This window comes from Pseudomonas sp. G3-39 (assembly GCF_054790485.1).
On record NZ_CP186497.1, the window covers coordinates 5,741,774 to 5,761,990 of the forward strand.

21 protein-coding genes are annotated in these 20,217 nt (G+C 60.6%); 11 read left to right on the forward strand and 10 right to left on the reverse strand.

Annotated features, from left to right (window positions below; all coding sequences use genetic code 11):
* Positions 1-103 precede the first annotated feature (103 nt).
* On the reverse strand, positions 104-763 hold the full coding sequence (locus ACOYXG_RS25985) for a glutathione S-transferase family protein (protein WP_460354788.1): 660 nt from the start codon (positions 761-763) through the stop codon (positions 104-106).
* A gap of 123 nt (positions 764-886) precedes the next feature.
* Between ACOYXG_RS25985 and ACOYXG_RS25990 the strand changes: the two genes are divergently transcribed.
* From ACOYXG_RS25990 to ACOYXG_RS26000, 3 genes are all read left to right on the forward strand, one after another.
* The gene (locus ACOYXG_RS25990) at positions 887-1,171 is read left to right on the forward strand and encodes a hypothetical protein (RefSeq protein ID WP_460354791.1); all 285 of its coding nucleotides are present in this window, start codon (positions 887-889) and stop codon (positions 1,169-1,171) included.
* Between the two features lie 258 nt (positions 1,172-1,429).
* Entirely contained in the window at positions 1,430-1,675 is a 246-nt protein-coding gene (locus ACOYXG_RS25995) for a TIGR02647 family protein (RefSeq protein ID WP_027610446.1), read from the forward strand.
* A gap of 185 nt (positions 1,676-1,860) precedes the next feature.
* Complete coding sequence (locus ACOYXG_RS26000; RefSeq protein ID WP_460354794.1) at positions 1,861-4,704, forward strand: class I adenylate cyclase; 2,844 nt, start codon at positions 1,861-1,863, stop codon at positions 4,702-4,704.
* 7 nt (positions 4,705-4,711) lie between these two features.
* Here ACOYXG_RS26000 and rnk read toward each other — a convergent pair whose 3' ends face one another.
* The 3 genes from rnk to cyaY form a co-directional block, all read right to left on the reverse strand.
* Positions 4,712-5,131 (reverse strand): nucleoside diphosphate kinase regulator, encoded by a 420-nt coding sequence (gene rnk, locus ACOYXG_RS26005; protein WP_003229397.1) that lies wholly within the window; start codon positions 5,129-5,131, stop codon positions 4,712-4,714.
* 259 nt (positions 5,132-5,390) lie between these two features.
* Positions 5,391-5,609, reverse strand: a complete 219-nt coding sequence (locus ACOYXG_RS26010; protein WP_460354797.1) for a DUF1289 domain-containing protein — start codon at positions 5,607-5,609, stop codon at positions 5,391-5,393.
* A gap of 4 nt (positions 5,610-5,613) precedes the next feature.
* Entirely contained in the window at positions 5,614-5,946 is a 333-nt protein-coding gene (gene cyaY, locus ACOYXG_RS26015) for an iron donor protein CyaY (RefSeq protein WP_003229398.1), read from the reverse strand.
* A gap of 317 nt (positions 5,947-6,263) precedes the next feature.
* Here cyaY and lptM point away from each other — a divergent pair, with 317 nt between their 5' ends.
* From lptM to ACOYXG_RS26045, 6 genes are read left to right on the forward strand one after another with little or no spacing between them, the layout of a single operon-like run.
* Entirely contained in the window at positions 6,264-6,437 is a 174-nt protein-coding gene (gene lptM, locus ACOYXG_RS26020) for an LPS translocon maturation chaperone LptM (protein ID WP_007911098.1), read from the forward strand.
* A gap of 9 nt (positions 6,438-6,446) precedes the next feature.
* Positions 6,447-7,694 carry a diaminopimelate decarboxylase gene (gene lysA, locus ACOYXG_RS26025; protein ID WP_027610442.1) on the forward strand — a complete coding sequence of 416 codons (1,248 nt, stop codon included), beginning with the start codon at positions 6,447-6,449 and terminating at the stop codon, positions 7,692-7,694.
* A gap of 3 nt (positions 7,695-7,697) precedes the next feature.
* Positions 7,698-8,528, forward strand: coding sequence for a diaminopimelate epimerase (gene dapF / locus ACOYXG_RS26030; protein ID WP_027610441.1), 831 nt, complete (start codon positions 7,698-7,700; stop codon positions 8,526-8,528).
* 13 nt (positions 8,529-8,541) lie between these two features.
* Positions 8,542-9,267, forward strand: coding sequence for a DUF484 family protein (locus tag ACOYXG_RS26035; protein WP_096796105.1), 726 nt, complete (start codon positions 8,542-8,544; stop codon positions 9,265-9,267).
* Positions 9,268-9,269: 2 nt separating this feature from the next.
* Positions 9,270-10,169: a tyrosine recombinase XerC gene (gene xerC / locus ACOYXG_RS26040; protein ID WP_460354803.1), complete on the forward strand. Its 900-nt coding sequence runs from the start codon at positions 9,270-9,272 to the stop codon at positions 10,167-10,169.
* Positions 10,166-10,873 (forward strand): HAD family hydrolase, encoded by a 708-nt coding sequence (locus ACOYXG_RS26045; protein ID WP_460354806.1) that lies wholly within the window; start codon positions 10,166-10,168, stop codon positions 10,871-10,873. Before xerC ends, ACOYXG_RS26045 begins: the two co-directional genes overlap by 4 nt.
* 189 nt (positions 10,874-11,062) lie before the next feature.
* Here ACOYXG_RS26045 and sutA read toward each other — a convergent pair whose 3' ends face one another.
* The 4 genes from sutA to glnK all read right to left on the reverse strand — a co-directional run bounded on the left by sutA (position 11,063) and on the right by glnK (position 13,845).
* Complete coding sequence (sutA, locus tag ACOYXG_RS26050; RefSeq protein ID WP_007951900.1) at positions 11,063-11,389, reverse strand: transcriptional regulator SutA; 327 nt, start codon at positions 11,387-11,389, stop codon at positions 11,063-11,065.
* A gap of 102 nt (positions 11,390-11,491) precedes the next feature.
* A complete protein-coding gene (locus ACOYXG_RS26055; RefSeq protein ID WP_003229414.1) occupies positions 11,492-11,917 on the reverse strand; it encodes a secondary thiamine-phosphate synthase enzyme YjbQ in 426 nt (141 codons plus the stop codon).
* A gap of 215 nt (positions 11,918-12,132) precedes the next feature.
* A complete protein-coding gene (locus ACOYXG_RS26060) occupies positions 12,133-13,470 on the reverse strand; it encodes an ammonium transporter (protein ID WP_027610437.1) in 1,338 nt (445 codons plus the stop codon).
* 36 nt (positions 13,471-13,506) lie between these two features.
* The gene (glnK, locus tag ACOYXG_RS26065; protein WP_002555808.1) at positions 13,507-13,845 is read right to left on the reverse strand and encodes a P-II family nitrogen regulator; all 339 of its coding nucleotides are present in this window, start codon (positions 13,843-13,845) and stop codon (positions 13,507-13,509) included.
* A gap of 413 nt (positions 13,846-14,258) precedes the next feature.
* Here glnK and ACOYXG_RS26070 point away from each other — a divergent pair, with 413 nt between their 5' ends.
* Positions 14,259-14,519 (forward strand): accessory factor UbiK family protein, encoded by a 261-nt coding sequence (locus ACOYXG_RS26070; protein ID WP_007920416.1) that lies wholly within the window; start codon positions 14,259-14,261, stop codon positions 14,517-14,519.
* 764 nt (positions 14,520-15,283) lie between these two features.
* On the forward strand, positions 15,284-16,777 hold the full coding sequence (locus ACOYXG_RS26075; protein WP_460354811.1) for a YifB family Mg chelatase-like AAA ATPase: 1,494 nt from the start codon (positions 15,284-15,286) through the stop codon (positions 16,775-16,777).
* On the opposite strand, the gene ACOYXG_RS26080 is transcribed toward ACOYXG_RS26075, so the two are convergent.
* On the reverse strand, positions 16,774-17,988 hold the full coding sequence (locus ACOYXG_RS26080) for an aldose 1-epimerase family protein (RefSeq protein ID WP_460354814.1): 1,215 nt from the start codon (positions 17,986-17,988) through the stop codon (positions 16,774-16,776). The genes ACOYXG_RS26075 and ACOYXG_RS26080 overlap by 4 nt on opposite strands.
* Positions 17,989-18,207: 219 nt before the next feature.
* A complete protein-coding gene (locus tag ACOYXG_RS26085; RefSeq protein WP_460354816.1) occupies positions 18,208-20,184 on the reverse strand; it encodes a methyl-accepting chemotaxis protein in 1,977 nt (658 codons plus the stop codon).
* Positions 20,185-20,217 lie beyond the last annotated feature (33 nt).

Consider the following 20,217-nt stretch of genomic DNA (forward strand, 5'->3'; position numbering starts at 1 on the left):
TCCCACATTTGGATTTTTGTTAAATACAAAATTTGTGGCCGACAAAAATCCCCTGTGGGAGCAAGCCTGCTCGCGAAGGCTTCCCTTCAGAGCGCTATAAAATTCACTTCTTGGCAGCGATCATCGCCAAAAACGCCGGCATCGCCGCCTCTTTGTCAGCTGCAATCTTCTGCACATGCGAATTCTGCTCAAGCCGCTCCAGCAGCGCCTTGGCTTTCGGCATCTCTGCCAACAAATCGATCCCGAACAGTTTCTGCCCGACCGCACACGCCAGCGGCACGCTGTACAGGAAATACAAATCCGCGATGCTCAAACTGTCGCCCGCCACGTACGGGGCGAATTTGCCGTGGCGGCCCAGTGCCGCGAAACCCAGCAGCAGCTCGGCTTTGGTTTTCTCCTTGATCGCCTCCGGCACCGGCGAGCCGAAGAACGCTTCGCCATAACAGGCGCGGCCCGGCAGTTCGATGTACAACTCGATTTCCTTGGCGATCGCCAGCACCTGCGCCCGCTCGAATGGATCGCTCGGCAGCAGCGGCGTGCCTTTCTGGGTCTGCTCGAGGTATTCGAGGATGATCGCGGTTTCGTTAATAAATCCGGCATCGACGCCGAGTACCGGTACTTTGCCGCGCGGGCTGATCGCCAGCGATTGCGGGGTCGGCGTCGGGTAGAACGTCACCTCTTCGAACGGCAGGCCTTTTTCCAGCAGCGCCAGCTTGACCATGTTGTAGTAGTTGCTGACAGCGAATCCGTAGAGCTTGAACATCACATAGCCTCCAGGCCGTGCGGGGTGGGCAGGCACTGTTTATAGATCGCCTGGCTCGATCCTGCCAGCAGCATCACGCCGCTGAATGCGGGTAAACTGGCGCCTTTCCTTGAGGAGCCTGCCATGAGCGAGCCGACTGACATCGACAATGATGAAGAAGAGTTCACCGAATCGACGCTGATCGAAGCGATCGAGAACCAGATCGAAAGCGACAACCCTCCAGCGGCCAAGGCAACCTTCAACAAGCTGACGCTGGTCGGTTACGAGCGTGATGACATCCTGAATCTGATGGCCCACGTGCTGGCCTACGAAATCGACGCGATGCTTGACGATGACCGCGCGTTCAATACCGAGTGGTATGAAACCGCGCTGCGTGCGTTGCCAGAGTTGCCACCGGAAAAGCAGTAACTGCACATTTCCCCTGTGGGAGCGAGCCTGCTCGCGAATGCCGTGCATCAGCAAAAACAACGCGATATGACATACCGCTTTCGCGAGCAGGCTCGCTCCCACACAATTTGTCACCCATCCATCCAGCCAACTCTCCGGCCCCGACTAGACTGGAATTCGCCTCAAGACAAAATCCCTGATCTGAGCACTGGACATGCCGCAAAAGCGGGTTCACCTTAGGGGCGCTGTCGTCCAATTCCTAGAAAGTCTGGAGTCCTTATGTCGCTTACCCCTGAGCTGGTTGCCGAACTGGAAGTCCTCGCACTCTTTCCCCTGGACAGTTCCCAGGAAGGTTTGAAAATTCATCAGACCGCTGCCCCGAAGCATATCGCCGCCGCCAAACGCCTCTTCGAGAAAGACCTCACCGACCAGCCCGATGGCGGGTATCTGACCAGCCTGGGTCGTGATGCCGCGCAAAATGTGCAAACCGTGCTGACCATTTTGAGAGAGCAGGAAACCGCCTGATTTTTCCCCGTCTTTGCCCACGGGAACTCCTGCCACGGGATTTCCGCGGGCCCGCTTGATCGCTCTCCGCTAAAAATCTGACGTCAAAAAACAAATTCAGCTTAAAAGTCCCGCTGCTCAAAGGCTAAACTGCCTCCCATTCCGAGACCCTCTTCGTCCGAGCCTGCGAGCCGGTTTGAGCTGACATGACGCGCACCCATGAAATCCGCCCCGATCTGGACGAGGGAATCGACCGCAAGGTGCTCAGCCAGTTGCGTGCGCGCTTTCTCAAGCTCAATGAGGGTCGCCTTGGCCGGGCGCTCGAAGGTCTGTCGAGCCGCCAGCAAGGCGTGCTGACCCTGCTGCCACTGTTCTTCCACGTCAATCACCCGCTGTTGCCGGGCTATGTTTCCGGCAGCACCCCAGCCGGGCTATCCAACTATGAACCGGACGCCAGCGCCCTCACCGAAGCGCAGCGCCTGACCCGCTCGTTCTCCTACAAGCCGCGCCATGGCAGCAACCCGCCTCGGCCGATTCACGGACTGTTTCTGATGGGCAGCCTCGGCACCCTGGCCCAGGCCGATCAGAGCGACATGGACGTGTGGGTTTGCCACGCACCGGACCTGAGCGAAAACGAACTCGCCGAGCTGCGCAAAAAATGCCAGCTCCTCGAAGCCTGGGCCGCGACCCAAGGCGCCGAGGCGCACTTCTTTCTGATCGACCCGGTACGCTTCGTCAAAGGCGAACGCGACACCCAGCTCAGCTCCGAAAACTGCGGCAGCACTCAGCACTATCTGTTGCTGGACGAGTTTTATCGCACCGCGATCTGGCTGGCCGGGCGCACACCGATCTGGTGGCTGGTGCCGGTCTACGAAGAAACCGCTTACGACCTGTACACCCACACTCTGCTGTCCAAGCGTTTCATTCGCGCCGACGAGACGCTTGATCTCGGGCATCTGGCGACAATTCCGCCGGGCGAGTTCATCGGTGCCGGCCTGTGGCAATTGTTCAAGGGCATCGAATCGCCCTACAAGTCGGTGCTCAAGCTGTTGCTGACCGAGGTCTACGCCAGCGAACACCCGCAAGTGCAGTGCCTGAGCCTGCGCTACAAGCAGGCCGTGTTCGCCAATCAGCTGGATCTGGATGAGCTGGATCCGTACATGGTGGTGTACCGACGCATCGAGGAATACCTCTGCGCCCGCAACGAGCCGGAGCGTCTGGAGCTGGTGCGGCGCGCGCTGTACCTCAAGGTCAACCGCAAGCTCACCGGCAACAGCCGCACCCAAAGCTGGCAGCGTTCGCTGCTGGAGCGCCTGGCGCACGAATGGCATTGGGATCAGCGGCAACTGGCCTTGCTCGACAGCCGCAGCCAGTGGAAAGTCCGCCAGGTCAGCGCCGAACGCCGCGCCCTGGTCAATGAGCTGAATTACAGCTACCGCTTCCTGACCCAGTTCGCCCGCAGCGAACAGACCGTCAGCCTGATCAACAAGCGCGACCTGAACGTGCTCGGTCGTCGCTTGTACGCCGCATTCGAGCGCAAGGCCGACAAGGTCGAATTCATCAATCCCGGCATCGCCCCGGATCTGGCCGAAGACACCCTGACGCTGGTGCAATCGCCGAACAAAAAAGAGCCCGGGCAAACCCAGTGGGGTTTGTACAACGGTAGCCTGAACGCGCTGGAGTGGGAGCACTTCGCGCCGATCAAGCGCAGCCGCGAGTTGCTCGAACTGCTGACCTGGTGCCACCGCAACGGTGTGATCGACAGCAGCACCCGACTGGCGCTGCACCCCGGCACTAGCGATATGAGCGAGTTCGAGCTGTTCAACCTGCTCGGCAGCCTGCAGCAGTGCATCGCCCTGCCCCTGCCGACCGTTGCCGAAGAACGACTGCTGCGCGCTGCGGTGCCGAGCGAAGTGCTGATGCTGGTCAACGTCGGTATCGATCCGCTCAAGCATCACCGCGACCTGAATATCCTGATGACCACCGAGCGCACCGACTCACTGAGTTACGCCGGGGTGCGCGAAAACCTTGTGCTGACCCTCGATCAGGTCACGCTCAACAGCTGGAATGAAGTGCTGGTCAACCGTTTCGACGGCCCCCACGCGCTGCTCGATTGCCTGCGCGACTACCTCAACAATCTGCCGCGCGGCCCGCAGCAGCCGTCATTGAAGGTGCGCTGCTTCTGCCACAACCGCGCGCAGTTCATTGCCCGGCGCGTGGAAGAAGTCATCGACACCGCGCAGACCCTGCTGCTCAGCGAGCTCAATCACCGCTACCTGATTCAGGTGCAACAGCACTATCACGTGCTGGAGCTGGTGCCGGGCCAGATCAACCATGTCGCACTCGCCACACTGCCGGCGCTGCTCGATTATCTGGGCGAAGAACAGCCGCGCTACAGCCCGCTGCACCTGGACCCGATGGCGCTGGAGGATCACGACCTCGCGTTGATCCTGCCGATGGGTCAGCCGGAATCGATTCAGGTGTTCTACCGGATCAGCGAACAACAGGCCGAGCTGTACGTGCTGGATGAGTTCAACGCGCTGTGGCAACAGCATCTGCCGTATCACGATGAACAGAGCCTGCTGGTACCGCTGCAGCGCTTCCTGCAATCGATCCAGTACCGACGCGAAGCGCTGTTGCCGATGGATGGCAGCCAGGCGGTCGGCCTCGACACCTTGTATTACCAGCTATTGCCTTCCGGCCCCGGGCGGGCGCGCCGGGTCGAACCACGACCGGTGCCGCAGACACCGGTCAACAAACCGTTCTACGACGTGCAGGCGATCGTCGGCAAAGCCGCACCGGGCGAGGTGCAGGTCACCTTGTATTGCAATCAACGGGAATTCAGCGAGCTGGAATATGGCGACCAGCTGTTCCACGTGGTCGCCCGGGAGATCGTCGAGCAGCGCCGCGAGACCGAGCGCTATCGCTGCTACATCACCGACCTGGACCTCTCGGGCCTGCTCGGTGATGGTCAGAGTTCAAGCAATTTGTATCTGCGCTACAAGGCCGACCTGGAGCGCGCCCTGAACGAGGCGCTCGAACAGGTCTGAGGCGGGATCACTCGCGGAATTCACCGCCGTTGGCAGGCTGCGATTCAACTTCCAGCAACGTCAGTTTCAGGGTCTTGCCACCCGGAGCCGGCCAGTCGATGTGCTGACCGACCTTCAGGCCCAGCAGCGCGCTGCCGACCGGCGCGAGGATCGAGATCTTGCCTTCGTCGGCGTTAGCGTCCTTGGGATAGACCAATGTCAGGTGATAGTCCTTGCCACTGCCCTCTTCGCGGCAGTGCACACGGGAATTCATCGTCACGACATCAGCGGGCACTTCATCGTGGCCGACCAGTGTATCGGCGCGGTCCAGTTCGGTTTGCAGCGCGATCACGCCCGGCGCAGCCTGGTCTTTCTCATTCAGGTTGTCGATCAAGCGCTCCAGACGTTGCACGTCCAGACGGGTAAGAGTGATGGAAGGTGCGGTCATGATCCGGGCAGACTCCTTTCTTCTGCACACAAAAAAAGCAAAACCCCGCCAAAAAAGACGGGGTTTTCACCATGCCTCGATGGGTTGAGGCGTGTTCGGACACTATCACAGCTCAAAAAATATACAAGTCACCCACTTTTGATATGGCAAGAACACCTGTGGCGAGGGGATTTATCCCCGATGGGTCGCGCAGCGGCCCCAAGCTTCTGAGACTGCTGCGCAGTCTATCGGGGATAAATCCCCTCACCACAAAGTCGAGTCAAGTCAGGGCTTTTCGTGCGGCAGCCTGCTGGCAGATGATCCGGCGGCGTTGATCGTCTGCCGAGCGCCATTCGCGAATATCCTCGACATGGCGGAAGCAGCCGAGACAAACCTTCTGTTCATCCAGCCGGCACACGCCGCTGCACGGCGAAGGCACGGCCGGGCTGATGTTGCTGTAAAGCGGCTTTGGCGGACGAACAGATGCGGTGTCAGTCACGAAATCACAGACCTTCGAAATCGAATTCGACACCGGCCTGCTGCTTGACGATGCGTTCGAGCATTTCGCCCAATTGCTCTTCGCTCTTGTCGCACATCCAGCGCTCGCTCTCTTCGTCGTAGTCGAAGTGGAAACCGCCGGAGACCGCCGCCAACCACAGCTGACGCAACGGCTCCTGACGACTGAAAATCAGCTGCGTGCCGTTTTCAAACTTCACAGTCAGTACACCGGCCGAGCTTTCCAGGTCGATATCCAGGTCGCTTTCGTCAAAGATGTCCTCCAGTTTTTCCTGGGTTTCATCGACCAGATCGTGGAAACGCGCTTCGGACAAACTCATTGTGGCAACCTCAAAAAATGTCTGATCAGGCTCAAGCGCCGCAAGATACGGACGCTGCCGGCCGATTGCAAAGATTAACGACCAAGCACATCAATAGCACTGTAAACACTGTACCGGTGGGAGCGGGCTTGCTCGCGAAGAGGCCGGTACATCCAGCAATTCTGCCTGCAGAACCACCGCTTTCGCGAGCAAGCCCGCTCCCACAGGGCTTGGTGCGCCTATAACTAGCCCCGCCAGACGGGAGGGCCATCACATAGGCAAGCTGCCGGGTGGCCGGTATACTCCGGCGCAATTAACGCATTTTCAAGGATTTCGCCATGAAGCGCCTGATCTCTTCCCTTGCTGCGCTCGTCGCGGTTGCCTGCCTCGTTTCGGCCTGTGGTCAAAAAGGCCCGCTGTACCTGCCGGATGACGATCAGGACCCGGCCGAGCAAGCCCAGTCTTCGCAAAAGCAGCCGTCCAAAGCACACAAGCACGACGTTTACCAATAAGGGATCGCCATGGACGCTTTTAACTACCGTGGCGGGGAGCTGTTCGCGGAAGGTGTGGCGCTGTCCGCCATCGCCGACCGCTTCGGCACGCCCACCTACGTCTACTCGCGTGCGCACATCGAAGCCCAGTATCTGGCCTACGCCGACGCGCTGGCCGGCATGCCGCACCTGGTCTGCTACGCAGTCAAGGCCAACTCCAACCTCGGGGTTCTGAATGTCCTGGCCCGTCTCGGCGCCGGTTTCGACATCGTTTCCCGTGGCGAGCTGGAACGTGTACTCGCCGCTGGCGGCAGCGCCGACAAGATCGTGTTCTCCGGCGTCGGCAAGACCCGTGACGACATGCGTCGCGCGCTGGAAGTCGGCGTGCACTGCTTCAACGTCGAATCCACCGACGAGCTTGAGCGCCTGCAAGTCGTGGCTGCCGAGCTGGGTGTTCGCGCACCGGTCTCGCTGCGCGTGAACCCGGACGTCGACGCCGGCACCCACCCGTACATTTCCACCGGTCTCAAAGAGAACAAGTTCGGCATCGCCATTGCCGACGCCGAAGACGTGTACGTGCGTGCCGCGCACCTGCCGAACCTGGAAGTGATCGGTGTCGACTGCCACATCGGCTCGCAACTGACCACCCTGCCGCCGTTCCTCGATGCCCTCGATCGCTTGCTGGATCTGGTCGACCGCCTCGGCGACTGCGGCATCCACCTGCGCCACATCGATCTCGGTGGTGGCCTGGGCGTGCGGTATCGCGATGAAGAGCCGCCACTGGCCGGCGACTACATCAAGGCTGTGCGCGAGCGTCTGAACGGTCGTGACCTGGCGCTGGTGTTCGAACCGGGCCGCTTCATCGTCGCCAACGCCGGCGTGCTGCTGACCCAGGTCGAGTACCTCAAGCACACCGAACACAAGGATTTCGCCATCGTCGACGCGGCGATGAACGACCTGATTCGCCCGGCGCTGTATCAGGCCTGGATGGACGTCACCGCGGTCAAACCGCGTGACTCCGCTGCGCGCAAATACGACATCGTCGGCCCGATCTGCGAAACCGGCGATTTCCTCGCCAAGGATCGTGAGCTCGCGCTGGAAGAAGGCGACCTGCTGGCCGTGCATTCGGCCGGTGCCTACGGCTTCGTGATGAGTTCCAACTACAACACCCGTGGCCGTGCCGCTGAAGTGTTGGTAGACGGTGATCAGGTTTTTGAAGTGCGCCGCCGCGAAACCGTGGCCGAGCTGTTTGCCGGCGAAAGCCTGCTGCCGGAGTAACCCATGCTGCTGCGTTTTACCAAAATGCACGGCCTGGGCAATGACTTCATGGTTCTCGACCTGGTCAGCCAGCACGCGCATATTCAGCCCAAGCACGCCAAGCAATGGGGCGACCGGCACACCGGTATCGGTTTCGACCAGTTGCTGATCGTCGAAGCACCGAGCAACCCGGACGTGGATTTCCGTTACCGGATCTTCAACTCCGATGGCTCGGAAGTGGAACAGTGTGGCAACGGTGCGCGCTGCTTCGCGCGCTTCGTGCTCGACAAACGTCTGACGGCCAAGCGGCAGATTCGCGTCGAGACCAAGGGCGGCATCATCGAGCTGGACGTGCGTAACGACGGCCAGATCGGGGTGAACATGGGCGCGCCGCGTCTGGTGCCGGCGGATATTCCGTTCGACGCACCGGCGCAGGCCAGCAGCTATCAGCTGGAAGTCGACGGCACCACGGTCGAACTGGCCGCTGTGTCAATGGGCAACCCCCATGCGGTGCTGCGCGTACAGGACATCAACAATGCACCGGTGCATGAACTGGGGCCGAAAATCGAACACCATCCGCGCTTCCCGGCGCGGGTCAACGTCGGTTTCATCCAGGTCATCGACCGCAACCGCGCGCAGTTGCGCGTCTGGGAACGCGGGGCCGGGGAAACCCAGGCCTGCGGCACCGGCGCTTGTGCCGCTGCAGTTGCGGCCATCAGCCAGGGGTGGATGGATTCGCCGCTGTTGATCGACCTGCCCGGCGGGCGTCTGTCCATTGAATGGGCAGGCCCTGGCCACCCGGTGTTGATGACCGGCCCGGCAGTGCGTGTATACGAAGGACAAGTGCGTCTTTGAGTGAGCAGAAGCCATGACCGATAAGCCTCAGGTACCCGCCCGACAGTCCGACGAATCCGCGTCCGAGAGCCTGGAGGCGGCAGCGGTTGCCGCATACCTGGAGGCTCATCCGGACTTCTTCGTCGAGCACGAAGAACTGCTGCCCGCCATGCGCATTCCCCACCAGCGCGGTGACACCGTTTCGCTGGTCGAGCGGCAGATGAGCATCCTGCGCGACCGCAACATCGAGATGCGTCATCGTCTCTCGCAGTTGATGGACGTCGCCCGCGACAATGACCGGCTGTTCGACAAGACCCGCCGCCTGATCCTGTCGCTGATGGACGCGGCCAGTCTGGAAGACGTGGTGATCAGCGTCGAAGACAGCCTGCGCCAGGACTTTCAGGTGCCCTTTGTCAGCCTGATCCTGCTCGGCGACAACCCGGCACCGGTTGGCCGCTGGGTGACTCATGCCGACGCGCAAACCGCGATCGGCGGTCTGCTCACCGAAGGCAAGAGCGTCAGCGGCACTCTGCGAGAACATGAGCTGGACTTCCTGTTCGGCGAAGAACAGCGCAAGCAGATCGGCTCCACCGCGGTAGTCGCGGTCAGCCATCAAGGCATCCACGGCATTCTGGCGATCGCCAGCCGTGATCCGCAGCACTACAAGAGCTCGGTCGGCACGCTGTTCCTCAGCTACATCGCCGAAGTCATGGGCCGCGTGCTGCCACGGGTCAACAGCCCCCTGCGCTCGGTACGCTGAGCATGGAACGACAACTGGACGCTTACTGCGAACACCTGCGCAGTGAGCGACAGGTGTCGCCGCACACCCTGTCGGCCTATCGCCGCGACCTCGATAAAGTCCTCGGCTGGTGCATCAAGCAGAACATCGGCAGTTGGGCGGCGCTGGATATTCAGCGTCTGCGCAGCCTGATCGCCCGCCTGCATGCGCAGGGTCAGTCGTCACGCAGTCTCGCCCGATTGCTTTCAGCGGTGCGCGGGCTCTATCACTATCTGAATCGCGAAGGTCTGTGCGACCACGACCCGGCGACCGGTCTGGCGCCGCCGAAAGGCGAACGGCGCCTGCCGAAAACCCTCGACACCGACCGCGCATTGCAACTGCTTGAAGGCGCGGTCGAGGACGACTTTCTGGCCCGTCGCGATCAGGCGATTCTCGAATTGTTCTATTCCTCGGGCCTGCGCCTGTCCGAGCTGACCGGGCTCAATCTCGATCAGCTGGATCTGGCCGCCGGCATGGTTCAGGTGCTCGGCAAGGGCAGTAAGACCCGCCTGCTGCCGGTCGGCAAAAAGGCCCGCGGAGCACTGGAGCAATGGCTGCCGCTGCGGGCCATGACCAACCCGGCCGACGACGCCGTGTTCGTCAGCCAGCAAGGCCGCCGCCTCGGCCCACGGGCGATTCAGGTGCGGGTGAAACTGGCCGGCGAGCGCGAACTGGGGCAGAACCTGCACCCGCACATGCTGCGGCATTCCTTTGCCAGCCACTTGCTGGAATCCTCACAGGACCTGCGCGCGGTGCAGGAATTGCTCGGCCACTCGGACATCAAGACCACGCAGATCTACACCCACCTGGACTTCCAGCACCTGGCGGCGGTCTACGACAGCGCCCATCCACGGGCCAAACGCAGCAAAGGCGACGATTCATGAGCATCCAGTTGATCACCTTCGACCTTGACGACACCCTGTGGGACACCGCCCCGGTGATCGTCAGTGCCGAAGCGGTATTGCGCGAATGGCTGAGCGAACACGCACCGAACCTGGGCGCAGTGCCGGTGGAGCATTTGTGGGGGATTCGTGAGCGGGTACTGGCCAGCGAACCGGGCCTCAAGCACCGCATCAGTGCGTTGCGCAGGCGCGTGCTGTTCCACGCGCTGGAAGAAGCCGGGTACGCCCACGGCGAAGCTGCGGATCTGGCCGACAAAAGCTTTGAAGTGTTCCTGCATGCGCGGCATCAGATCGAGGTGTTCCCGGAGGTCGAACCGACTTTGGAAATCCTCGCCAACCATTACGCACTCGGCGTGGTCACCAACGGCAACGCCGACGTGCGTCGGCTGGGCCTGGCGGATTACTTCAAGTTTGCCTTGTGCGCCGAAGATATCGGTATCGCCAAGCCGGATGTGCGGCTGTTTCACGAGGCGTTGCAGCGTGGTGGCGCCACAGCCGAAACCGCCGTACATATCGGCGATCATCCGGGCGATGACATTGCCGGGGCGCAACAAGCGGGCATGCGTGCCGTCTGGTTCAACCCGACGGGCAAGGTCTGGGAAGCCGAGCGACTGCCGGATGCTGAAATCCGCAGCCTGACCGATTTGCCAGCCGTGCTCGCACGCTGGAATGCCCTCTCCACCTGACGTAACCCCCTGTGGGAGCGGGCTTGCTCGCGAAGAGGCCGTGTCAGTCGACATACAATTTGAATGACACACCGCCTTCGCGAGCAAGCCCGCTCCCACAGGGGGTTGCGTGTATCCATGACCTCTTTGTTTCAGGCATGAAAAAGCCCGCAGCGACGGCGGGCTTTTTCAGCAAGCAGGTAGCACGCCTCAGATAGGGCGGCTGCCGTACTTGTTGTCCGGCTTCTTGGGCGGATCGGCGACCACGTTGGCCTCCACTTCCTGCACCTTGCCGCCGCGCGCAAGGAATTCTTCCATGGCCTTGGCCAGGGCGTCGCGCTCCTTGTTCTTGGCTTCGATGCTCGGCAACTCGTCGACCGACACCGCAGCCTTGGCTTTGCCTTTGGCAGCCGGGGCCGGCGTATCGTCACCGCCATCGTCTTCAGCAACGTCTTCCGCTGCTGCTTCCAGACCGTCCTCGGCCTCGTCTTCGTCGCCTACTTCGAGGTCGTCGTTTTCCAGATCATCGTCGCTCATGTTCTACCTCATGACTTGCGAAAAGCAGATTAGTTATAGACCAGCTTTGGCGACTGTCGAAAGTCGCCGGAAAAAAATCGGTAACCGCGGGTGACCAACGGTTTACGCCCCTTCACCGTGCAGGGTGGCGAGGACTTTACGGGCACCGCCATGATCACGGTGCTCGCCCAGATAAACACCTTGCCAGGTGCCCAGTGCCAGTCGCCCTGCCGAAACCGGCAGACTGATCTGACAGCCAAGTACGCTGGCCTTGAAGTGCGCCGGGAGGTCGTCCAGGCCTTCGTCGTTATGCTCATAGCCGTCTGTTCCTTGTGGGATCAGACGATTGAAAAATCGTTCGAAGTCGCGACGGACCGCCGGATCGGCGTTCTCGTTGATGGTCAACGACGCCGAGGTGTGCTGCAGCCACAAATGCAACAGACCGACCCGGCACGCCTTGAGTTCAGGCAGGCCGGCGAGTAACTCGTCCGTTACCAGATGAAAGCCCCGGGGCCGTGCCCGCAGGGTTATCAGAGTCTGTTGCCACATACAGTTCTCCGCACGTTCGGGGCGCATTCTAGCGCGCTCTGGGAAAAAACAAAGGCCCTAATATTCCTGCAATGATGTAAGCGATTGGCCGCAGAAAAATGCCCGCCGTAAACACGACCAAAGCCGTACGAAAAATCCTTTCAGCCTTCCTTTCAATGACAAATTCCAGACAAAAAAATGCCCGGCGAACCGGGCAAGTTTTTTAATGCGCGAACTTACAGGTTGTAGCCGCGTTCGTTGTGTTGTGCCAGATCGAGACCCACCGACTCTTCTTCCTCGGTCACACGCAGACCCATCACGGCGTCCAGGACCTTGAGGATGATGAAGGTGACGATCGCGGTGTAGATCACCGTGAAGCCGACACCTTTGCACTGAATCCACACTTGAGCGGCGATGTCGGTGACGGTGCCGAAGCCACCCAGCGACGGTGCAGCGAACACACCGGTGAGGATCGCACCGAGGATACCGCCGATACCGTGTACGCCGAACGCGTCCAGAGAGTCGTCATAGCCGAGTTTGCGTTTCAGCGTGGTGGCGCAGAAGAAGCACACCACACCTGCCGCCAGACCGATCACCAGTGCACCCATCGGGCCCACAGTGCCGGCCGCCGGAGTGATTGCCACCAGACCGGCAACCACACCCGAGGCGATGCCCAGTGCGCTTGGCTTGCCGTGAGTGATCCACTCCGCGAACATCCAGCCCAGAGCCGCTGCTGCTGTTGCAATCTGAGTGACCAGCATCGCCATGCCGGCGGTGCCGTTGGCGGCTGCGGCGGAACCGGCGTTGAAGCCGAACCAGCCAACCCACAACATCGCTGCACCCATCAGGGTGTAACCGAGGTTGTGCGGTGCCATCGGGGTGGTCGGGAAACCTTTGCGCTTGCCCAATACCAGGCAGGCAATCAGACCGGCCACACCGGCGTTGATGTGCACCACTGTGCCGCCCGCGAAGTCGAGTACGCCCCAGTCCCACATCAGGCCGCCGTTACCGGACCAGACCATGTGCGCGATCGGTGCATAGACGAGGGTGAACCAGATGCCCATGAAAATCAGCATCGCGGAGAATTTCATCCGCTCGGCGAACGCACCGACAATCAGCGCCGGGGTGATGATCGCGAAGGTCATCTGGAAGGTGATGAACACCGCCTCGGGGAACAGCGCCGCAGGGCCGGTCAGGCTCGAAGGCGTGACACCGGCGAGGAACGCCTTGCCCATGCCGCCGAAGAACGAGTTGAAGTTGACGACGCCCTGCTCCATGCCGGTGGTGTCGAACGCAATGCTGTAGCCATAAATGACCCACAGGATGCTGATCAGACCGGTAATGGCGAAGCACTGCATCATCACGGAAAGAATGTTTTTCGAGCGAACCATGCCGCCGTAAAACAGCGCCAGGCCCGGGATGGTCATGAACAGCACGAGGGCTGTCGAGGTGAGCATCCAGGCAGTGTCGCCGGAATTGAGGACCGGGGCCGCCACTTCGTCTGCCGCCATTGCAAGGCCGGGCATTACGATGGACAACAGGGCTCCTAGCCCTGCGAATTTACGCAGAGTCATATTGTTTTCTCCTGGGGCGTTGGGGTTTGTGGCGGCTTAAATCGCGTCGGTATCGGTTTCGCCGGTACGGATGCGGATCGCCTGTTCCAGATTGACCACGAAGATCTTGCCGTCACCGATCTTGCCGGTGTTGGCCGCTTTGGTTATCGCCTCGATAACCCGATCCAGATCCTTGTCGTCGATGGCCACGTCGATTTTCACCTTGGGCAGAAAATCGACCACATACTCCGCGCCGCGATACAGCTCGGTGTGACCCTTCTGCCGGCCGAAGCCTTTGACTTCAGTAACGGTAATGCCCTGCACGCCGATTTCGGACAGCGACTCGCGCACGTCGTCCAACTTGAACGGCTTGATGATGGCAGTGACTAGCTTCATGAAACTCTCTCCCGAATTGGTGGACTTGCCCCAGGAAAACAAACCCGACTCAAGTCTAAGCGCAGTGCCTGGCTTTGTAACGCATCGTCGGCCTTACCTGCCCGACTGACGCCAGCTAACCGCTGCCGGCGAAACTCCCCGTCCCGCCTGCCGCACTGCATTCGTCACAGCGACTGCATCAGTGCATGGGTCACTACCGACTAAGCAGAAAGCTTGCCATCTCGCCAAATTCCTCTGATTTCAAGCCCTTGGCCGCTGCCACAGGCGCCCGCGCAAAAAAGCCCCGACGGTTACGCACAACAACGGTGCGTTGCCGTCCGTCTGCTTGCGCGAAAAGCGTGCATCCGTGCCTGCGTCAATGACTATAGACACTGCGTGATACACTGCCCGCCACTGTTTACAGGACACATTCCATGCTCGCGCCCAAAGACTTCCTCGACGCCCTGAGCGGCACCGCCTCCCGCCTGTTCAGCGGCGACACCCCGCTGCCGAAAGCCGAAATCGAAAGCCAGTTCAAGATGCTGCTGCAGAGTGCGTTCAGCAAACTCGATTTGGTGAGCCGTGAAGAGTTTGATAGTCAGATGGTCGTACTGGCCCGCACTCGTGCTCGCCTCGAAAGCCTTGAGGCCAAAGTCGCCGAGATGGAAGCCAAGCTGACGCCGCCGGCCGAGTAAGTCTGCAGACCCTGAGCCAAAGTGCCTTGAAGTTTGCGAAAGAAATTAAACCGCTCCTGCCTAGGCAGGAGCGGTTTCCGTCAGATCAATCCTCTACAACGAATTATTCCAACGGTCTCGCAGAAACTCGTACAGGCGAAAAGCCCATAACGCGATTCTGACGAGGCGCCACATATGTTTAAGAAACTTAGACATACTTTGGCCCTCCTTGCGTGGGGCCAAACCTCCGATGCACTTTCCGGCGTACGAACACCTTCGGGACTACACGTGAGTATGTCCGCTAAGGCGGCCGGGTGTGGGTTCCTCAAATACTGTACCGGCACGGGTCTCACACCGTGTCGAGGAACATGAAGTCTTTGCGCTCCCGGCCACACTTCGCGAATACCCCATGAGTGGGCATCGTCATTGCGGACTTTATGACAGCCCTTAGAAAGCGATTTAAACAACTTGTATCAAGTCGTTATGAGGCACTATCAACGGGACCGTTGCCCCCCTTTCAAGCCCATCTGATACTTGCGCCAATGAGCAAACATGCATAACCTGATCGCACGTGAGTGTGTCCGCAAAGGATACGCAGGCCTTGGCCTCACCGAAGCCTGCAAAATGAAAACCGTCTCCTCAAGGCGGTTTTTTTTCGCCTCGAAATTTGTTGACCACTTTCCCGCAACATCCAGTGAAAGTTCGCCCCCGCCTGATCGCCCTTCCCCAACTAACCTTCAAAAACCCGCAGGAAGCGGCTCCCCGATTCAGCTCAAGGAACGACCATGTCCCTCTCCATCGTCCACAGTCGCGCCCAGATTGGCGTGGATGCTCCCGCCGTTACCGTCGAAGTCCATCTGGCCAACGGTCTGCCGTCGCTGACCATGGTTGGCCTGCCCGAAGCGGCGGTGAAGGAGAGCAAGGATCGGGTGCGCAGCGCGATCATCAATTCCGGGCTGCAGTTTCCGGCGCGGCGGATCACCTTGAATCTGGCGCCGGCGGACTTGCCCAAGGATGGCGGGCGCTTTGATCTGGCGATTGCCCTGGGGATTCTGTCGGCGAGTGTGCAGGTGCCGTGTCTGACGCTGGATGATGTGGAATGCCTGGGTGAATTGGCGTTGTCCGGCGCTGTGCGGCCGGTACGCGGGGTGTTGCCGGCGGCGCTCGCGGCGCGCAAGGCCGGGCGGGCACTGGTGGTGCCGCGGGCGAATGCCGAAGAAGCGTGCCTGGCCTCGGGTTTGAAGGTGTTTGCGGTGGATCATCTGCTGGAAGCGGTGGCGCATTTCAACGGGCATACGCCGGTCGAGCCTTATGTCTCGGACGGGCTGATCCATGCGGCGAAACCTTATCCCGACCTCAACGAAGTACAAGGGCAGATGGCCGCGAAACGGGCGCTGCTGATTGCGGCGGCAGGCGCGCACAACCTGTTGTTCAGTGGGCCACCGGGAACCGGCAAGACCTTGTTGGCAAGTCGCTTGCCCGGGCTGCTGCCGCCGCTATCCGAATGCGAGGCGCTAGAAGTGGCAGCGATTCAATCGGTCGCCAGCGGCGTGCCACTGACTCATTGGCCACAGCGGCCGTTTCGCCAGCCGCACCACTCGGCCTCCGGGCCGGCACTGGTCGGTGGCAGCTCGAAACCGCAACCCGGCGAGATCACCCTCGCCCACCATGGCGTACTGTTTCTCGATGAGCTGCCGGAGTTCGATCGTAAGGTACTGGAGGTGCTGCGCGAGCCGCTGGAATCCGGGCATATCGTAATTGCCCGAGCCAAGGATCGCGTACGCTTTCCCGCGCGTTTCCAGTTGGTGGCGGCAATGAATCCGTGTCCCTGTGGATATCTTGGCGAGCCGAGCGGCAAGTGCTCGTGTACACCGGACATGGTGCAGCGCTACCGCAACAAGCTATCGGGGCCGTTGCTGGATCGGATTGATCTGCACCTGACGGTGGCGCGGGAAGCGACGGCGTTGAATCCGGCAGTGAAGCCGGGCGAGGACAGTGCCAGTGCGGCAGCGGTGGTGGCCGAGGCACGCGAACGACAGCAAAAGCGTCAGCGTTGTGCCAATGCGTTTCTCGATCTGCCAGGCCTGAAGCGGCACTGCAAGCTATCCACAGCCGATGAGAAATGGCTGGAATCAGCCTGTGAGCGGCTGACCTTGTCGCTGCGCTCAGCCCATCGTTTGCTCAAAGTCGCCAGAACCCTGGCAGACCTTGAGCAAGTCGATGCAATCAAGCGCGAACATCTGGCCGAGGCGCTGCAGTACCGTCCGGCGACGCCTTAATGCTCAGTCAGATCAACCAGCGGCGTCTGCCGCACTTCGGTTTCACGCCCGGCCTGGATTTCGCTCACGTGCTTCAACGCATTATCCACAGCGCCTTTGTCTGCCAGCAGGCTGTAGCTGATCTGAAACTGTTGGCTGGCCTTTGGCGCAATGGTCGGCACCAGGTTCAGCGGACGCTGATAGCGGCGGTTGTAGGAAAAGCTGGTGCCTGGCTCAAGGCCCGTGACATAGCCCTGCCCTTGGGTGTCGGTATTTTTCCACAGGGAAAACACTGGCAGCTGTTGTGTATTGAAGCCAACAGAGACACCGAGGCTGCCAGCCTTGTTGTGCAAAACAGTCAGGGTTTCGCCTTTGGCGTCGGCGTAGGGCACGACGTTATAGACGGTTTCGTCGTAGTCCTTGGTTGGACCGCGATAAATCTGCCAGTCCGCCAACTCGGCTTTGGCCTTGTCGTTGAATGGCGAGACCTGTTTCACCGGCGCCGCGAACCGTGCACCCTGCTCGAGGAACGGCGTGCTGAAGTTACTGTGATACAGCGCCTGGTATTCCTTCGGATAATCACCGTTGTTGGTCAGCGTATCGTTGAGGGCAAAGCGCACGCTGCCCGGCTCGGTGACCAGCTCAGTGACGACCGAGAAGTCGACTTTCTTGAACGCCTGTTCCTTCAGTTCACCGCGCAGACTGATGGCGTAGGGTGGTTTTTCATCGATGTGCAGCGTGACAGTGCTGGCCGGAATGTTCGCGGCGCGGCCGTGCAGGGTCAGCAACTCGCCATTGTCCATACCGGGATGGCCGACCCATTCGTAACCGCAGCGGGTCACCAACTCATTGAAGCCTTCCAGCCAGCCCAGACCACCGCGTCCATTGAGTTCGATGAAGGCCGGGTTGACCACTTCCTTGACCGGCGAATCCCAACCCATGCGCACGTTACCAACCGACGCCTGCAAGACATTCATGCCGCGGGTCGGCACCACCGAGAGTTTCATCGTGCCGTTATCGATATCGACGATGCTGACACCTTCCTGTCGTCCGCCGTGCAAGGTTCGCAGACTCACGGAGAAAGGCTTGGCGGTTTTCAACCCGAGCTGCTCACTGGTAATGCTCCAGTTTTGCGCGGGCTTGTTGGTATCGAGGAGTACGTAATCCCAGGCCATGGCGTGGGAAGCAGCAGAGAGTGCGCCGAATGCAACGGCGAGTTTGAACGGGGTCATGGCAGCAGCCTTTATTGGAGTTGTGCCATTTTTATAGCGCTGCGGAAACGTTTCAGCAAGAAAAGATGAGAGACATATAGGATGATTTGCCATGGATCGGCGGCGTTGCATTCGCGAGCAGGCTCGCTCCCACAGAGTATTCGGGTGCTCAAACGATTTATGAGCTACCCCGGAAACTGTGGGAGCGAGCCTGCTCGCGAAAGCGATATCAAGGCTGTATTAACGGAAGCGATCAACCTCGGAACGCAAATCCGCCGCCAGCTTTTCAAGCTCTTTGGCGGTGACCGCGAGGTTCGACACCACCTCACGCTGCTCACTGTTGGCCAGCGCAATGCTCTGCAGGTTACTGCTGAGCAAAGTAGCCGTGCTGCTCTGCTCCTGGGTCGCGGTGGTAATCGCGGCGAACTGCTGCCCTGCCGAACGGCTCTGCTCATCGATCCGCGCCAGCGCCGACGCCACGTTGGCGTTGCGCGACAGGCCTTCCTGCATCAGCAGGTTGCCCTGCTCCATGGTGCTGATGGCGTTGCCGGTTTCCTGCTGGATGCTGTGAATCATCCCGGAGATTTCATCAGTGGCCTGACGGGTGCGCGACGCCAGGTTACGCACCTCATCGGCGACCACGGCAAAACCACGGCCCTGTTCACCGGCACGGGCCGCTTCGATAGCCGCGTTGAGCGCCAGCAGGTTGGTCTGTTCGGCAATCGAGGTGATCACACTGACAATGCCGCCGATTTCCTGGGAACGCTGGCCAAGGGTGTTGATCACGGTAGCCGTGGTGTTCAACGCGCCAGCGATTTGCTCCAGCGAGGAAGACGCTTCGTCCATGGAAGTACGACCGATCTGCGTCTGCTGAGCGTTTTCCTGGGCCAGACGCTGGGTGGCACCCATGTTGTCGGCAATGTTCAGCGAGGTGGCGCTGAACTCTTCAACTGCGCCGGCCATGCTGGTGATTTCGCCGGACTGCTGCTCCATGCCTTCGTAGGCACCACCGGACAAACCGGACAATGCCTGGGCGCGGCTGTTGACCTCTTCCGAGGAGCGGCGGATGTGTTCGACCATCGTCGACAGCGCCTGGCTCATCTGGTTGAACGCACGGGACAACTGTCCGATCTCGTCGTTGCTCGACACGTTCAGGCGCACGCTCAGATCACCTGCGCCCAGCGCTTCGGCCTGACGCACCAGATCACTCAGCGGCGCCAGTTTGCTGCGCAGCAACCACACCACCGAACCCACCGCCAACAGCATCGCCAGCAGGCTGCCGATGGCCAGTTGCGTGCCGACGCTCCAGGTCACCGCGCGAATCTCGGCTTTCGGCATGCTCGCCACTACCGCCCACGGCCCACCGTCGAACGGTACCGAAACACTGTAGAAATCTTCGTTCTTGTCGCCCCAGAACTGACCTTTGCCAGGGGTCTTGGCCAGAGCGCCAATCACCGTAACCGCCTGATCCAATGCCTGGACACCCGCCGGGGCCACCAACCATCTGTTCTGCTCATCCAGCAGCGCCAGCGAACCGGTCTGGCCGATGCGGAAGCGCTTGAGGTTGTCGAACTGGGCGTTCTGCGCATCGGTGTAATCAAAACCAACGAACAACACCGCAATCACTTTGCCTCTGCCATCGCGCACCGGGGTGTATTGGGTCATGTAGGAACGATCGAACAGCAGCGCGCGGCCGACGTAACCCTGACCCGCCATCAACTTCGCGTAGGCCGGGTGTGCGTGATCGAGCAGAGTACCGATAGCGCGCGTGCCGTCCTGTTTGGTCAACGAGGTGCTGACCCGCACGAAGTCTTCGCCGCTGCGCACGAACAGCGTGGCAACGCCGGCGGTCATCTGCTTGAACTCGTCGACTTCCTTGAAGTTGTTGTTCAACACTTCGCTGCCCAGGTGCAGGCCCGGGGTCTGGGTGCCGGCGACGTTCACCGGTTCATCCGGGTGAATGCTCAGGCCCGCGCTGAAGCGCTTCTCGAACAGCCCGCTCAGGCGCTGGGTGCTTTCGCGCAGCGTGCCGTGGAAAGTGCTCAACTGGTCGGCCAGCAGCCGCGCCTCACTGGCGAGGTGCTCTTCACGGGTGGCGAGGTTGGCGGAATCCAGCGAACGCAGGGCGAACACCGTACTGCCGCTGATGACGATCGCCAGTATCACAGCGAGCGCGAGGCCCAGCTGCGAGGCGATCCGAGCGCGAGGTTGAGACATGGACAGCTCCTGGCCGAACTTGCCGATCCTCCT